Here is a 17,169-nt window from a genome sequence, read left to right as displayed (position 1 = left end):
TTTTGCCTATACCAGCAACTAAACGTGCCGTATTTTAAGTTATCACCTTTCAATTATCAATTAATCGAACGATCGCCTGCAAATAATCTTTGATATGTATCTCGATTGCGATTGTTTTTAAGGGAGATTTCAATCCTAACTGTTTCGCAATCTTCCTCAGCCATCCGCACAATCTCTGCCAATATATCGATCGCAGATTGGGGCGAAGTAACAGTACCACCCACTGTTGTGCTGTGATTATTGTCGATCGGTAAAGATTTAGAGTTGCCATTAATGACGATCGAATCATCATGATTTACATACGAAATCGCCCCTCGATCGAGCTGTTCTGAGCCGAGATCGATTTGAGCGATGAGCTTGTATTCAGGACTGACTTGTTCGACAATCAGCTTTTCACGCCTTACTGGTACTTCAACATGCAAAACCTGGGTGTCAATCTCTTTACGAACGACAATCTCCCCAGTCTTGTGTCTCGTCAGATCTACCATCAAGCGTTCTTCTAACAAATAGATAGTTTCTTCTGTAAGAATTCTGGTTGAATCGGTAGCATTTTTTTGAAGCTGAACTAGATCTGGCTGTTGCTGACTATCTTTAGATCGATCGTAAATCATGATTTTGTCTTTAAGGGTGTTGCGCTCTCAATATCCAATAAAAATTATCGCTGTCGTTGGCGGAGCCTCTATGAAAGAGAATCATAGATAGAGTGGATTTTGCTCTATCTACAATTGTTAGCGATCTCGATTTCGTACTGGGCAACTCAGATAAAGTTGCCCCACATGAGCGTCTATTTGTTATCGACGATCGGTCGATCGCCAGCATTTTTAATATCTAGTTCTTCACGTCGTATCTGCTCTTGAGTTGTAGCAGTTTCCTGTTCTACAACTTTGCTGACTTTGACTTCTTCACGGACGAAGGCTTCTTTATGAAATTCCGGTACTTCTTCGTACACTTCTACACGGGAGACTTCGCCGTCTTTGAAGGCAACTTCCCCAGGTGCGACAGCAGTACCACCAGTGCTGGGCACGCGCTCGATGACTACACGCTCTTTTTCAACGGGTACCGACGCGGTGGCTGTTTCTGTCTCTACATGCTTGCGAATCACGGCTTCCCCAGTCTTCTGACGGGTTTTGCTAGCTACTAGCCGCTCTTGATAGAGTTTAAAGCTAGGATGATTGCGATCGTCGATCGCATACATATCGTCATCGCGATCGGCTACGGGCGCGGGAGTAGGTACGGGCATTGGAGCGGGTACGGGAGTAGGTACTGGCGCAGCTTGACGATCGTACTCGATCTGACCATCGACGTAGGGGGTGTCGAGATCGAGCATCGGTTCGCTGTGCGTGCTGGCTGGATAACTCTCGGCTCCCGTATAACCAACCCCAATTGTATGTGGCGTTTGTTGCTGGAACTCTGGCGTCGAGGAGCGATAGACACCACGCACCCGTTCTTCGTGGTCGTCATCGACGTTAGTTTCTTCGGTCAATTCAGGGAGAGCTTCGACTTGGCTCTTGGTGAGAGTTCCGGCATAGACTCTTTTTTGGCCGTAGTCGATGCGCGCGCGTCCGATCGGTAACAATACTCGTTTGCCTGCAACCCACATGCCAGTGTTAATCAGCAGGTAGCGAATATTCCCGTTATCATCGACCATAATGTCATCTACCGAACCAATCTTGTCATTTTCGGCGTAGAGATCTAGGCCGATGACATCGCCATCGTCAAAGTGTTTGCTGTACTCTGGATCGAAGTCTTTAATCTTGTAAAGAGACATCTAATTTACTCCTAGTTCTAAACTTTGTTTAGACTGATGTACTCGTAAATGATACAAAATTGACTATTTTTAGTTATCTTTCGATCTGCCGATCTCGATCGCACCAATAGAGAGAGAGCGAAACAGCCGCTCGATTTTTTTGCTCTGTTCAATAATTTAAAAACTTCTTCATCGCCTATTTCGGAATTAAGGATTTCATTGGCAGAGCCTATCAGCATCAGAATCGAAATCTGTCTGCCGCGATTACCAAAGCTACAGTGCATGTATAAATATTTAGCTGGAGTTTGCTACGATTCGATCGATTTCTACCCAAATATCAGCAGAGCGCACAAACTAAGGGGCAACTTATAAATTGCCCCCAATCGTAGAATCAAAAAATGTTAATTACAATTTTTAAGCAAACACAAACTGACTGGAATTACCAGGAGTCAAGCTACTAGCTTGAATACCTGTAAGTAAGGCTAGAGATTTACCGCCAAAGACAATCGAAGTATCGGCACCAACTTGATTTAATTTAATCGTGCTGGCACTAATACCCAAACTCGCAGCACCTTGAATGCCAATAACATCGGTACCGATTTGGAAATCGACGATCGTATTAGCCGCACTCGGCAGCTCGGCATTAGCAATCCAAAATTGGTCGGCACCCGCGCCGCCAGAGAGGATGTTACCGCCGCCAGCACCGACAAAGAACTTATCGGCACCATCGCCACCTAAAGCGCGACCACTAGCACCCAGGTAGAAAGTATCGTTGCCGTCGCCACCAGAGAGCCGATAGTTTTTGGCATCATTTGCCTCGAAGATATCGTCACCTGTGCTGCCGAAGGATCGATCGTTGTCTGTGACGATCGATACATCATTGCCACTGCCCGTCAAAATGCGGTTGTGTCCTTTAATCGCTAGAGAACGCGATAAGGTTGTGTCTACTTCATCGTTGCCTGCTCCAGTGAAGATCGTGTCATTGATGCCGTCTGCTTTACTACCGGGGGCATTGGCAATTACCAGATCGTTGCCTGGTGTGGCAGCAACCAGATTCTCTTTAAATAAGGCCACCGTTGCATCGGGACCCAAGGAACTGTTAATTACTCTCCCTGTATCGGTCACGAGCAGGATCGTCTCGTCATTGTAGACACGGCGTTCGGTGGTCACGAGGTTATAGTTTGCATCCAGAATCGGGAAGCTATAGACTGGCGTAAACTGAATTTTGGCGACAATACCTGGTACGGGACTGAAGGGTTCGATGTTGACCTCCAAGTGACCGTAGTGTTTGCCTCCGTCGATTAATTGGGGTACACCGTTTACTACTTTCCATACTTCCGCTGCATTTTGGTCGGCTGTCCACTGACTGTACTGGTTATAGTTGAGTAAAGGAGTGTCAAACCCAGATCCGGTGCGCTTTTCGCCCCGCAGTCCATCGCCAGATACCCCTACATCGTAGTAATTCACCCCGATCCCGTCGCGATTTTCATCCACAAAGCTCCGCTCGAACATTTCACTATGCCCAGAGAGGACTGCCGCAACGCCATACTCCTCGAACATGCTCTGATACTGGCGGAGGGGTGTTCCCCCTTGACCAGAGGATTGGGTATGGTTCATGGGTTGGCCGTGTTCGCCATCGCTGTAGGGGGCATGGTGATACTGGATAAAGATGATTTGTCCTTTGTTGCGGGCATCCTGAAGTTGACTTTTTACCCAGTTCCATTGAATGCTACCAGGGTTAAAGTCTGCTAGGTCTGTGCCGCCAAAGCTTTCGTACTGTGCGCGGGTATAGTTCTCCTGGGTGTCGGTACCTGGGCCTGTAAAGTCTGTGCCACTTACCTTGGGGGGTTGCCCCGCACCACCATAGTTACTCCGGCGATCGTCTGGTTCGCCGTTGGAGCTGTCTAAAGTCAGGACGGTAACGGGGCCGTAGTCAACGCGGTAGTAATTATCCCTGTGAGCCGGAGTTCCATTTTCTGGAGCATCGAAGTAAGTATGATACTTATCTCGACCGAACTTGGGGCCAAAGCGACCATCCGCATCGGTACCATAGCCGCCATTGAGTGCGCCAAAATTTTCCCAGTTCCCCAGAGCAGGCAAAATCGGATATTTAGAAAGACCGCTGGCATACTCCCCAGCGTTGTGGCGGAAAAATTCATCCCAACCTGGTTGATAGCCGCCCCCCTGCACTAAGTCCCCTGGCATTAGCAAGAAGTCGGGAGTGCGACTATTAACGATCTCTAAGTTCTCTTGATAGCCCACAGTTTCTGTTAGGGCATAGCGCAGGGTTTGGGCAGTGCCAGTACCGTTGGTGCCAAACTTTTTCGCCCAATTACTATCGGTTGAATTGGGGCGCGTAGAACCCTCTGCGATTAAACCTGGTTGCCACTCCCGATAGGTGACTCGCCCCAGGGGTTCTGTCTCACTATCAGACATGGCAATAAAGCGAATGCTAGACCAGTCTGTAGCACTGGGGGCAGTTTCAAATGTGGAATTAAAGGTGGAACTCCCCTGGGTGACGGTATAGTTATAGGTTTTCCCAGGCTGCAAACCGTCTACTGCAACTGTATGCTTGTAGTTATTATTATCGAGCAACCAACTGTCCTTGATACCAGCGATCGACTGTTTCTGTTCTGCGGTGGTATAAGCCAACACTGGTGCTAAGGTAGCGTCACTCTGGAACACTAAGGGTTTACTCAGACCTGGCCCAGTGACAGTGAGGGTGGCATCTACGTCTTTAGTGGTGAACCAGGTGACATTGATACCCTTGGAAGATGGATTTTGGAGGTAGGGATTGACGCGGAATTCAGTCATTGCAGTTAAGGATAAGAGTACACGAACATCAGCTTAGTACCTTGGTGTATTAGTATTTAATCCACGATGAATACACGAAAAAGCTTAATCGAAGAGCGATCGTTTTTTCTCAAGACATACCTAAAAGCTCATCGTCCCATTCCAACGTTAAAAGCAGGGAGTCGTCAGGTTAACAGTCGTCCCGATTATTGTGTTAAGTAGGTAGGCGCAATTATTTGTAAAATAGATTTTGCCTGAAACCTAGCTGGTGGGCAGTGCCCACCCTACGCGATATCTAGAGCAATATGTTCGAGCAAAGCACTTGCTCGTCACGCTGACAGGAGAACCCACAGGTTTTATTGATTTGATTTTATTAGAACAGGGGCTAAAACGGCGGATTATGCTTACAGTTAATCAGTTTGCTGTTGCCCCTCAACTGGTTGCGGGTTCGGACTTACTCGCTGTTTTGCCCACTCGAATTGTAGAAATGAGCGGTGTCCTCGATCGGTTGCACCTGACTCCACCGCCACTTGAAATTCTCCCCTCTAACTTGAAGATGATGTGGCACGAACGAAATCATTCTGATTCATCCCAGGCGTGGCTGCGATCGCAACTCGTCAATTTATGTGGGAAATGCTGAATCTGTTCAAATAAACCTGAAATACCGCCTAATCCACATCTCAAGCCGGATAACGTTCCCGCTCACCGGACGCAGATGAACTCTGCATCTTACCGATAACTTGACTTCGTTCCAGTGCAGCGGAATTGTTATGCGTTGCTCTGCTGCTCAACCTATCACTTTGCAACTTCGCCTGCCTGCAACACATTGAATGAGGTGATTCGGCAGCGTTCTAGACCTGTGGAAGACATCATACCGCTCAACCAAATTCGTAGCGGTTGGTGAACAATCCGGTAATGCTCTAGACTTCTCAGCCTAATCGAACCTGCATATCTTAGCGTATGCATCAAGCTCAGGAATGCCAAGGAGACGCGGCTTGAGCGGACAAGTTTTGTCAGAAAGAGGGTTGTTACGCACATGAAGTTGTCCTAAATGACGTAGGACTCGCAGCGAACTTAAATCAGTAATCTGGTTGTTATCGAGAATTAGGTCTCTCATCTCGCTCAAAGCAGCTAGGGGAGTGACATCGCTGATCCGGTTGTTTCTGAGATCAAGTCTAGTCAATTGACTCATCCTAGCCAGCGGTCGTAAATCGCTAATCTGATTGTTACCGAGTTCGGCAGTGGACACATTGCTCAAGGTTGTCAGCGGCTGTAAATCACGAATCTGATTATTATCGAGAAAGATAGCCGTGATTTCAGTGAATCCTGAGATTGGCTTGAGATCGCTAATCTTTCTGCCCCTAAGATAGAGAAAGCTGCCATTTTTAAGGATATGTCTTCTAATTCTACTATCTGCTAATTTGCAGTCATTTGTTTTAGCGATTTCCAGCAGGACATTAATTGTATGTCGAGTGTCTGAAGGAACAGACGCTTTGCGCTGGCACCAGTCGGCGAAACTTTGAGTTTGTATGGACTCTACAACCGTCGGTGTAGCTGTGATAGGTGAGTTTTCGATCTTAAGTTCAGGCTGAAGAGCTGTACAGCTAGCAGTGAGAGCAAGTAAGGTAACAAGGCTGTAAAACGACAGCTTTAAGCGGAATATTCTATTGAGTAACCCATCTTTTTTCATACCTTTACCGTTTCTAACTGGCAACTTGGGTTACTAAACGATCCACCTCAAAGACCGTTTCGATCAACTATCGGGCAGGCGGCATAACTATATATTATGCGGCACTTTGCCGAATAACATCCCTACGAGGATACTTTGTCGCAGATCTGCGGTATAACTCCAGGGAATGGGGGTCTTATCGAGCACTTTTGCGGTATAACTACCCTAATTAGTAGATTTATCCAGTAAAAATACTGTATGAAGCAACTAAAAATTATGATCTGATATTTGATACAGCTAGATCCGATCCTTTATCATGAATCAATCACCTCGATTACTCGATCGAGTTCGTCAAACAATCAGGCTCAAACACTTTAGCCTCTAAACTGAGAAATCTGGCGTTGCTGATTTCTATGTATGATTAACCGATTATGCAACCCATGAAACCATCGGTAGGGGTAATTCATTAATGACCCCTACCGATGGTTTCATACATCAATTCAGCAACGCCAAATAAATAATATCGATCGCTTACTTCTCCTGACAAATCTATATAGAAAAGCTATTTTTCAGTTTTAAGCAAACACGAATTGTCCAGCATTGCTTGGAGTCAAACTATTAGCTTGAATACCAGTTAGTACTGCCAAAGTTTGACTGCCAAAGTTAATCGAAGTATCGGCTCCAACTTGATTTAAAACCAAAGTTGTCGCGCTAATACCCAGACTCTTAGCTCCTTGAATGCCGATAACATCGGTACCGATTTGGAAGTCCAAGATGGTATTCGCGGCTGATGGAATCTCAGCATTGGCGATCCAGAATTGGTCGGCACCAGCACCACCAGAAATCAGGTTACTGCCACCAGTTCCGACAAAGAATTTGTCGTTACCTTCGCCACCTAAAGCGCGACCGTTAGTACCGAGGAAGATGGTATCGTTACCAGCACCAGCAGAGATCCGATAGTCTTTGACATCATTTGCCTCGAAGATATCATCACCTGTGCTACCGAAGGATCGATCGCCATTAGCCACGTAAATAACATCATTACCGCTACCGAGATCGATCCGGTTGTTACCAGCATTGGCACCAGAAATCGGGATATCCACAGTATCGTTACCAGCACCCGTGAAGACGTTATCGTTGAAACCGTCGAAGCCGGGGGTGATGCCAGCGATGAAATTATCGGCTCCCGCAGTTCCCGCAACTAGAGTCGGGGCGACATTATTGGGAGTGACTTCAAATTGACTGACGACTTTGGGCTGACGATCGATAATTGCTGTGGGGTTGGCTTCGATTTCGGCGCGGGTGTAAGGATCGATGCTGTAGGTGGTGACGGTGAGTTTTTGAGTCTGTTTGTCGATATTAAACTCAGTCCAGCCGTAGACGTGGGTGGCAACATAATCGCCTTGCAGCAGTTTGGCGTTAATTAAGCCGTTGGCTTGGGACAGGTTTTTATCTAAACCGAGCGGATCGTAACCTAATGGTTGCAGTCCGTTATCGACGACTCCTTTGATGAAGGTGTCTTTTCCGGCGGTAGGAAGCGAGTCGTACAACGCTTTCTGTTGGGGTGTAATTATGCCCAGAGTCGCGCCTAATTGCGCTACAGTCTGACCGAAAGGTTGGGAGTAGCCGACAGAACCCGTGGTGATTTCAAAGGCACTGGTGGCGATTTGCGCTTGACCTGGGGCAGTTTGATAAGTCAGGTTGTTGACTAAGGTGCCGTGGATATCAGCGGCGACAAAGACGACGTTCTCAATTTTGTTGTCGTTGACATATTTGAGAATTTCTGTGCGCTCGGCGGCATAACCTTCAAATCGATCGCCAGCAGCCAGAACGCCGATATTTGCAATCGGTTGGCTGATATTGACAAACTTCCAGGTCACACCGTCTTTTTGAGATTGGAGTAAGTCTCGCTTGAGATCGGCAACTTGGACCTTACCTAACATCGTCCGGCTGGGGTCGAAGGATTGGGTCAGGAATGCCGCGACTTGTGCGGTATCGTTGGTATTGGTAACGCCTGCTAGCTCGCGATCGCGAAAAGAACGGGCATCGAGGACAATGGTGGCAGCATCGCTACCATAGGTGTTGTAACGATAGAGCTTGCGTTCGCCATCAGTCCGGGTATCGCCGGGGGTATTGTAAGTGAGATCGCGGAGTGGGTTGTATTCCCAGAAGGCTTGCAACCCGTTTTCAAATAAGGGCGCATCGTTGACCAGACCTGTTTTCGCACCGTAGAGAGCTTGTTGGGCGGCAGTAGACGTTGCCAAATCTTGACCACCAGCAAAGTCGTTGGTGACTTCATGATCGTCAATGGAGGCGAGGATCGAGGTCGAGGCGCGCAGATCTCCCCAAGTATTTTGACCGTAGCGACTACCATAGACTTCAGCATGTTTGGCGCGGTATTCTGCCAAGGTGGTAACTTGGGATTTTTCGGTACCATCGGCATTTTTGACGGCAGGAGAACGTACGTCGGCGTAGACGGTATCGCCCAACTCGATAAAGAATTTGAGATTCGCATCGTCGGCATTGTTAATGGCTGGATAGGGTGCTAGTTCCCCTCGCCAGTCGCCGGATACGCCAAATTTCAAGCCTGTCTGTTGACCCAATGCCGCTGCCGTACTAAATTTACCAGCAGTTTTGGTGCCATTGGCATCGGTGACGCGGTAGAAGTAGTTGGTATTAGCGTTTAAGCCAGTTACATCAACTTTGACGGGTTGCAAGGGGTTGGTGACGGTGGCGGTTTGGGTGCCTGCGATCGAGCTAAAATCAGCCTTGGTGGAGTATTCAAAGGTGACTTTACCAGGGACATTAGCGCGCGTCCATAGAACGGTGGATGTCTGGGTGGTGTCGCCACTGGCTACGCCATTAGGGAAGGCTGACTCGACTACACCCAATCGCGCGACGGGGTTGCGGGGGTTGTAGCTGGTAGTATCGATCTTTAGCGGTGTGGCGAAGGTATTGGCGATATTTTCAAACGGTACGAATTTGAAGTTGGAACTAATATTTTCGCTATCGACGATTTTGGCAGGATCGTTACTGCCATCTTGGGTGACAAATAAACCATTCGGGAAATTCGCACCCAGTGGTAAGTTGATGACTTCTGCACCGTCAGATTCTTGGACGCTATCGATCGAGCCGTTACTCCCAACGCCAAACCGTCCGATAAAATCGTTATTACCTTCGCGGGTATAAGCGGCAAAAGTATTGTCGCCTTGGCTGGAAGCCAGTAAATAACCCGTGCCATTTTTACCGTAGTAAATGGTTAAACCTTCGACATCATTGGTGAGGTTTTGACCGCCTTCGGCTTTGACTTTCTCAATCAAGGTGCCAAATTTACCGCCTGTGGGTTCGGCGTTATATTTCCAGATGCCGACATCTTCTTGCCCGATATATAATAATCCGGTTTCTTGGTCGGCGACGATGCCTTCGGTTTGAGCGGAAGCTCCGGCGGTGGTGGAAGAAGGCACAGTGAAGTTGCGAACTAGTTCGTAACCGATTTTGCCGTTACCTTTATCGACCAATTTGAGTTGAGCGACATCGCCAGTCTGACGACGGGTGGCGAAGGCGTAGTAATCGTTGCTAACGGGGCTGCGGTAAAGTGCCAAGCCATAAGCACTCGTCGCCGATGCCGAGAATGGCGCGGTAAAAGGTGCGGCTTGGAAAATGGTCGCCGCGCTGGAGTCGGTAATATTTTCGAGATAATTACCACCCGTACCCGCCGGATTAATCTTGAAGATCGCTAGTTTATCGTTATTGCGATCGCTGGCGACGGCGATATCGATTTTTTGACCGCCTAGTGTAAAGCCATATTGCAGATCCACATTGTTGTAACGAATGTCGGGATTGCTGGGATTGATGGTTTGAATCAGATTGCCGGATAAGTCATACACCCGCAAACCACCATTTTTAACACTCGTAACTACCAAGCTTTTCGCCGAGTCAGTGGCATTGACATACACCGCCGGATCGTCAGCATCTGCCCGCTGACTGAAGGGTAGCGAACCATCGTCTAAGAGTGCGGGACGAGTTTCGACAGTCGGTGTGGCAGTCGGTACTAAATCCGCGCCCAAGGTAATAATTTGGGTAAACTGGGTCGCACTGAAGTTATTATCGCTGACCAACACGATCGATTGGCGACCGTCAGCGAGTTTGGGGCCAAACGCCAAGCCTTCGATATTATCCGTTCCCGTGGGTAATTTCAGATCGTCTAAGTTCAACACTAACCGTTTTTGAACGGGTTGGAGAGCGGCTAATTGAGCTGGAGTCAGACTTGCTAAACTATCGATCGCACTAATATCCGACGCACCTTGCAAGGATATTTCGTAAATCTTAATCGTGTTGCCCGTTCCTGGTACGCCTGTTGAGAAGGATCGTTCGAGGGCTAACATGGTACCGCGATCGTCGATCGCTAGTAAATCGACCAAACCATTGGTAGCAAAGGCAGTTGCGGGAATCGGTGCTAGGGCAACTCGATCGGTTTGATAAATGTATTCTTTTTCCGGTTGACCCGTAATCGAGTTGTACTGGACGATCCGCGAATTAGTACCTGTTGTCGGCGTAGCCACCGTGCCATCCTGAAATAAGGAATTTTCGGTAGCTGTATACAACGTTTTTTTGTCAGGCGAGATTGTCAGACTCTCAAATGCGGCATTGTTCCGAACTCCAGCGGTTTGGGTATCGGGTGCATCGACGATGCCATTAGCATTGGTATCGGTGACTTTGGGCAAGAATTTAGTCGATACGGGGAGAGAGCGAATTTCTTGTCCGGTAGTCAGGGAAAACTCTTTAATAAATGGGTTGGAAACGCGCCCGACAGCGGGGTTGGCTTCACCTTCAGAGGAGATAAATACGGTACCATTTTGCGTTAAAGCGATGCCTTCAGGGTCGAGACTATTAGCAGCGAAGGGATTGCCATTGAGATCCTTGAGTTGGACGACATTAGTAAAAGTTACGTCGCTAGTAACCGGATTGAGGGTAAAAGTATAGAACCGGGCATTGGAGGATCGATCGTCAGAAATCGCATAATACTGGTTTTTGGCAGCATCGTAAGTCACGCCAGACAAACCACCCAGCGGCACATCCACACCATTGATTTTCCCTGCGGCACCAGCCGGAATCACTCCAGTTGCGAACGTCTTTTGACCGATAAAACCCGCACTCGCAACGGATTTACCGCTCGGCGTGACCCCGACTTGGACATCAGCAAATACCAAACGGTGATCCGAAGTCGCGAAACCACCAGGTAACGTCGCATTAAATACACCCACAGGGGCAAAAGTCGGATCGGTATTTAACGGCCAAAATACCCCACTATTAGAAATGGTCAGATCGGCTGAAGGCAGTACATAATCCGTCCGCAAGTTACCAGGATTGGTACCACTATCGGCAAAATCCGCTGTATCGAAAGCCGGATTTCCAGTTTGGGTGTTATTAATTAAACCTTGAAGTGCCGACTGTTGCGGCCCACCCGCACTGGTTGGGATCGAATTGGTATTGATATTGGGGTTGCCTAACAACTGACTAATCGCGTTTTTATAACTATCGCCATCGCGCGGATCGGCATTTTGGTCGCCCATAATTACAAAACTCGAACCGCCAGTGATGCTGCCTTTACCACCCTTATCATCATAAATATAGCCACCTTGCCCTGGCGAAACATAATCCGCCCAAAAGCGAATTTCATCAGAATTTCGTTTCCCATTCCGGTCTTCAGTGCCATCAAAAACAGGCGGCGTAGGGTGACTGACGAGGGCGTGAATGATTTCTCCATTGACTTTGATTGGCACGTCCCAATAGCTCTTAGAAGATAACCGCAACTTGTCGATTTCTGCCGCCGAGTAGAAACCATTCAGGTTCTCGTTAACTGGCGTAGCCGGATTATCGATCGTCGGATCGTTGGTGAGCAAACCACCTGGCATATCTTTCCAGAGAAAATTCTGAAAGGTTCTTACATTCGCCGTATCGATTTCATATTTCGATAACACCACCATCCCAAATTGACCGGGGAAGTTACCAAACCCAAATGAGTCGTCACCGTAACCATTATCACCGATACCATTCGTCAGCGTTGTAACGGTACTGCCATTATTATTTAGATCGAAACCCGATGGAATGCCTGTATTACTGGGCGCGATATAAAAATATTTATAATCTACCGGACTAGCACCATTTTGTCCGACTTTGAGGAAGTTATTAATAAATAATTCGACAGCTTTACTTGGATTCGCTGCATTAACATCGAATTCATTAATCAACAATACATCGGGATTATTGCGTTGAATGATTTCGGCAGCATTTTTGGCTTGCTGAACCCGTAATGCCTGATTACGATTGGGACTATCAGCCGCACCAATCGCTCTAGTATCGGGAATTATGGGGGTGGACAGATCGTTAATCAGTTGACCGTCAGCGTTACGGTTGAGAGATGCATTAAACTGAGCGAAGCGAATATTGGTGCCATTAGCAGTATTCATAGCTTATTGTCAGAATGAAGAATTAAAATAAAAGCAGACTCGGTGGATCGATCCTGCTATTGCTGTGAATATCGATCGGTTCAGTCTCTAGTAAACTGTTAATCTCAAATTAGTGCTGTATAAAAACGATCGCGTTTATTGAAGATGTTTGGCAATCATTGTTTTTTGTTTTCCTTAATAACTACTTAATCTCTTGATAATATTGTTACGCTGAATTTATTGCATATATTTCAATCGAAATGGGATCGATATCGATCGACAATTTCAGATGTATATGCACCTTATAGGCTAATGGTTGAATAGCACATCCTCTCCGATTAAGTCTTCTCCTCGATCGAATATAAAAAACCAGGAGAATAAATAATATCGATTACTTATTTCCCCTGGCGAGTTTACACAGGAAAGCTAATTTGCAGTTTTAACCAAACACAAACTGACTAGAATTACCTGGAGTCAAGCTATTAGCTTGAATACCCGTCAGGATTGCCAAGGTTTGAGAGCCAAAGTTAATCGAAGTATCCGCACCAACTTGATTTAGAACTAAAGTTGTCGCACTAATCCCCAAACTTTTTGCCCCTTGAATCCCGATAACATCGGTACCGATTTGGAAATCGACGATCGTATTCGAGCCAGAAGGTAGTTCGGCATTAGCAATCCAGAATTGGTCGGCACCCGCTCCGCCAGACAGGATGTTACCGCCGCCAGCACCAACAAACAACTTATCGTTACCGTCGCCACCGAGCGCGCGTCCATTGGTACCGAGGAACAGAGTATCGTTACCAGCACCCGCAGAAATCCGGTAATCTTTGGCATCATTTGCTTCAAAGATGTCGTCGCCAGCACTGCCAAAGGCTCGATCGCCATTACCTACGAAGAGCGTGTCGGCACCGCTCCCCGTGTCGATCCTGTTTTCGCCAGTCGCCGCACCCCCAATCGGCACATCGACAGTATCGTTACCAGCACCAGTAAAAACACTATCGTTAAACCCATCGAATCCTGGTGTTACCTTGGCGATGATGTTATCGTTACCCGTCGTACCCGATACTTGAGTAACGGTCGATAGGGGTTTGGCTAGTTCCAAAATAATCGATTCGTTATTGTCGGGTGCAGTCGCCGAGCGACCTGTCGAGAAGGGATAATTGTTATCGTTAGCAACCAAAATCGTATTGTTATCGAGTACGATAACATTCTCGATCGTGACGAAGGGGAAGGTAAATTTGGTGCTACCATCTTTATTCAAGTCGTTGGGGTCTTGAATATTGAGTAAATCGACAACTTCTTCTTTAAAGACATTACCGTTGGCATCTTTTTTGGAAAGGTCAACTTTGTAGATCTTCTTAAATAGAGCCGTCGCACCTTGACCACCATCGCGTTCGATGACGAGGTACTCATTTTTGTTGATGACTGCAAAATCGCCGATCGCATTTCCAGCAGCTTCCATTTTGTAGAAACCGAGTTGACCTTTGTATTGCTGGGTCGCAACATCAAATTCATAAATGCGGAGCGAACCAGCCGGATCGCCAAATACCGTACCTTCGAGCAAGGGATACAGAGTTTTTTTGTCGGGTGAAATTGCCATGCCTTCAAAGCCGCGAGAACCGCCCAAGTTAGCTACCGCAGGCGTGCCGACAAATTTGTCGCGTACCAAGTCGCCAGTACCAGGGAAGTCGGTGAAGAAGGCATCGACACCCAAATTGATGAACTGTTCTAATTCTTTTTTCGGGTCGCCTTTATAGTCGGAAGCCAGGAAGACACCTTCGTTGCGGAAGGTATAAGGATGTACCTGTAAACCAGCCTTGTGAGCGTCTGTTACTAACGTGGTAGGCGTACCCAAAACGCGATCGGCTTCGTTAATTTGACCGTCGCCATTGAGGTCGTCTGGTTTGCCGTCTTTATCATTGTCTACCGTACTAGATGGCACGATGAGGCGTTTGTTGGGGCCGATACCCGCTGCATATTTCGCAATATTGGCGAGTTCAGCAGGTTTGGTCAGATCGCCATAAGTCCGCGCATCGCCGCTGACGATAAAGTCATAAGGTTTGCCAGTAGCACCGCCATATAACTGCACTAGGGGCAGATCGACTTTGGCCGCAGGCATGATTTTATCGTTAATTTCTTTGAGATTGCCCACCTCAAAGGATTGGATAAATACCCGCTTGGGATCGGTAAAGTTGCTTGAAACTAAGGTATCGATTAGCTTTTGACCGAGATTGACATTAATCTTGGTGCCGTCAAGCTTGGTACCTTCCGATGCAAAATAAGTCGGGTGCTTGGTTTCGGGATAGATGCCGATTTTGCGTCCGGTATCTTTCTCTACTTGTTTTACCAAGTCGATAATCTCTTGCAATGTCGGTACTTTTAAGCCGTCGTTATCGTACTTAGTCCCGCGCAAAGCTGGGAGCCGTTCGATCGCGTTTAACTCTTTGACTTCTGCGAGGGTGAAGTCTTCGGCAAACCAACCACCAACTTTGACTCCATCGACAGTTTTGACTGTCAATCGATCGGCAAATTTGGCAATCTGGGCGACATTCGTACTGGTGTCGGTAGTGTTGAGTTCAAACTTGCCACTAGCATCGCGTTTGATGGTACCATCGGCATTTAATAACACCACACCCAACAACGGCTCGTGCCGAGCGATTAAGATCCCATCTTTAGTCGTTACTAAGTCTGGCTCGATAAAATCCGCACCATCGGCGATCGCGAGTTTATAGGCTGCGAGGGTATGTTCGGGACGATCGCCACTTGCGCCGCGATGTCCGAGAACTAGGGGGGCATTGCCATCGAGGGTTTGAAATTTGGTTTTGGCTAAAACATCGGGATTTTGGGGCGATCGCACCAATGGACTAGTAATTTGGTCGCGCGCCGAATCCGCAGTACCAGGGAAATCGGAGAAGAAGCCATCAACACCAGCGTTGATAAAGGCTTTGTATTCTTCGAGCGGATTGCCGTTGTAGTTTGAAGCTAACCGTCGCGCTTCGTTGCGGAAGGTATAAGCATGAACGAGCAAACCATTGGCATGAGCGTCGGCAACCAATGATGAAGGTGGGAGTAAAGTTCGATCGCGTTCGTCTACCAAACCATCTTTATTGACATCATCCGCTTTACCATCACCATTGGCATCCACACCCTTGCTAGCAATAATCATCGGCTTCCAGGGGCCAATCCCATCGGCGTAGGTGGCAATTTCTGCCAAGCCTGCTTTGGTCTGTAAGTCAGCGTAGGTGCGTTTGTCACCCTTAACAGTGAAGTCATAGGGTTGCTTATTGACATCTTGGTAAATCAGCGAACCATCGAGCGCGACATCATAGGCATCCAACAACTGCACCAATGGTAGATTGGTTTTGCCATTGAGTTCTTTGAGGTTGGACACTTCAAAGGATTGAATAAAGACGCGGCTGGGGTCGGTGAATCCAGTTTTTTGGAGGGTCGCTAGTAGGGGTTCTTCCAACGATAATTTGAGATTGTCGTGGAAAGTCGGATGCTTGGTTTCGGGATAGATGCCGATCTTCTTGCCAGTATCGGCCTCTACTTGCTGGAGAAGGTTGATGATTTCTTCAAAAGTCGGAATTTCATACAAGTTATTAAATACTTGCGTCCGCTCGCTCTGCGGCATAATCGCCCGTAAGGTCTTAATTTCTGCCAAGGTGAAGTCCGAAGCAAAAAATCCTTCTTCGGCTACGCCATCGACCATTTTAGTGGTCTTCCGACTGGCAAATTCGGGTTTATCTTTAACGTTAGTAGTCGCGATTAAATTCGGTTCGTGTCTGGCAATTAGTACGCCATCTTTGGTCGAAACTAAGTCCGGTTCGATGAAGTCGGCACCACGTTCGATGGCGAGTTTATATGCGCCCAGAGTGTGTTCTGGTAACTCACCGCTAGCACCGCGATGTCCGATGACGATCGGGGTTTTGCCACCCAAAGTTTTGAGCATAGTCGCCGCCGGATTGGGCGTGGGAATCGGCGCATCCAATAATTTACCAGTCGCATCGAAATGGAGTAAATAGGGGCCAAATTCTTCACCAACCCAGAATGTACCGTCTTTAGCGATCGTGAATGATTCTAAGTCAAAATCTGCGCCTGTGAGGAGTCGATCGCTAGTAGCTTGATTGGTAATATTAAACGGAACTTTCTTGTCAGGATCGGAAAATTGAACGAAGTTTAAGACTTTAACATTGCCATCGCCGCCTGCTTCGTAGCCTCGAAAATTTGGATCTAAACGATACAAACGCAAGAGAAAATCAGCACTATTATCCTTTGCACCGAAACCGTTATCGGCTAAATACCAAAAAGAATTACCATCGGCAACTTGAACGCCACTGAATCCTTGAACTGGTTGTGAGCCAAATGGTACGGTTCTGCCATTGGTATTGCCTGTAATAGCTTTGCCTGACTGGGGGCCAGCCGCGAAAGTATCGGCGGGAAGAGAGGCAAAACCTTTAAGTGTAACTATCGGTGTATTTTCCACGATCGCTTACCTATTTATTATTCGG

Annotated in this window: 8 protein-coding genes; 2 read left to right on the top strand and 6 right to left on the bottom strand. The window is 47.4% G+C overall.

Annotated features, from left to right (window positions below):
• Positions 1-56: 56 nt before the first annotated feature.
• The 3 genes from CHA6605_RS11910 to CHA6605_RS11895 all read right to left on the bottom strand — a co-directional run bounded on the left by CHA6605_RS11910 (position 57) and on the right by CHA6605_RS11895 (position 4,561).
• Positions 57-611, bottom strand: a complete 555-nt coding sequence (locus CHA6605_RS11910; RefSeq protein ID WP_015159688.1) for a DUF2382 domain-containing protein — start codon at positions 609-611, stop codon at positions 57-59.
• A gap of 173 nt (positions 612-784) precedes the next feature.
• A complete protein-coding gene (locus CHA6605_RS11905) occupies positions 785-1,768 on the bottom strand; it encodes a DUF2382 domain-containing protein (protein ID WP_015159687.1) in 984 nt (327 codons plus the stop codon).
• Positions 1,769-2,161: 393 nt separating this feature from the next.
• Entirely contained in the window at positions 2,162-4,561 is a 2,400-nt protein-coding gene (locus CHA6605_RS11895) for a metallophosphoesterase (protein WP_015159685.1), read from the bottom strand.
• 66 nt (positions 4,562-4,627) lie between these two features.
• Here CHA6605_RS11895 and CHA6605_RS36170 point away from each other — a divergent pair, with 66 nt between their 5' ends.
• Both CHA6605_RS36170 and CHA6605_RS11890 read left to right on the top strand, forming a co-directional pair.
• Positions 4,628-4,762, top strand: coding sequence for a hypothetical protein (locus CHA6605_RS36170; protein ID WP_269744578.1), 135 nt, complete (start codon positions 4,628-4,630; stop codon positions 4,760-4,762).
• Positions 4,763-4,808: 46 nt separating this feature from the next.
• The gene (locus CHA6605_RS11890) at positions 4,809-5,180 is read left to right on the top strand and encodes a LysR substrate-binding domain-containing protein (RefSeq protein ID WP_051038841.1); all 372 of its coding nucleotides are present in this window, start codon (positions 4,809-4,811) and stop codon (positions 5,178-5,180) included.
• 294 nt (positions 5,181-5,474) lie between these two features.
• Here CHA6605_RS11890 and CHA6605_RS11885 read toward each other — a convergent pair whose 3' ends face one another.
• From CHA6605_RS11885 to CHA6605_RS11875, 3 genes are all read right to left on the bottom strand, one after another.
• Positions 5,475-6,230: a leucine-rich repeat domain-containing protein gene (locus CHA6605_RS11885; RefSeq protein WP_015159684.1), complete on the bottom strand. Its 756-nt coding sequence runs from the start codon at positions 6,228-6,230 to the stop codon at positions 5,475-5,477.
• 554 nt (positions 6,231-6,784) lie between these two features.
• Entirely contained in the window at positions 6,785-12,679 is a 5,895-nt protein-coding gene (locus CHA6605_RS11880) for a phytase (RefSeq protein ID WP_015159683.1), read from the bottom strand.
• Positions 12,680-13,097: 418 nt separating this feature from the next.
• A complete protein-coding gene (locus CHA6605_RS11875) occupies positions 13,098-17,144 on the bottom strand; it encodes a glycerophosphodiester phosphodiesterase family protein (protein ID WP_015159682.1) in 4,047 nt (1,348 codons plus the stop codon).
• Positions 17,145-17,169 lie beyond the last annotated feature (25 nt).

Source organism: Chamaesiphon minutus PCC 6605, assembly GCF_000317145.1.
GTDB classification, from domain to species: domain Bacteria; phylum Cyanobacteriota; class Cyanobacteriia; order Cyanobacteriales; family Chamaesiphonaceae; genus Chamaesiphon; species Chamaesiphon minutus.
The sequence above is the reverse complement of the archived record's forward strand: the minus strand, read 5'-3'. Positions and strand labels throughout refer to the sequence as shown.

Bases quoted from the DNA above. Each gene is read 5' to 3' on its own strand.
- CHA6605_RS11910 (WP_015159688.1), bottom strand. From the start codon at position 611: ATGATTTACGATCGATCTAAAGATAGTCAGCAACAGCCAGATCTAGTT.
- CHA6605_RS11905 (WP_015159687.1), bottom strand. From the start codon at position 1,768: ATGTCTCTTTACAAGATTAAAGACTTCGATCCAGAGTACAGCAAACAC.
- CHA6605_RS11895 (WP_015159685.1), bottom strand. From the start codon at position 4,561: ATGACTGAATTCCGCGTCAATCCCTACCTCCAAAATCCATCTTCCAAG.
- CHA6605_RS36170 (WP_269744578.1), top strand. From the start codon at position 4,628: ATGAATACACGAAAAAGCTTAATCGAAGAGCGATCGTTTTTTCTCAAG.
- CHA6605_RS11885 (WP_015159684.1), bottom strand. From the start codon at position 6,230: ATGAAAAAAGATGGGTTACTCAATAGAATATTCCGCTTAAAGCTGTCG.
- CHA6605_RS11880 (WP_015159683.1), bottom strand. From the start codon at position 12,679: ATGAATACTGCTAATGGCACCAATATTCGCTTCGCTCAGTTTAATGCA.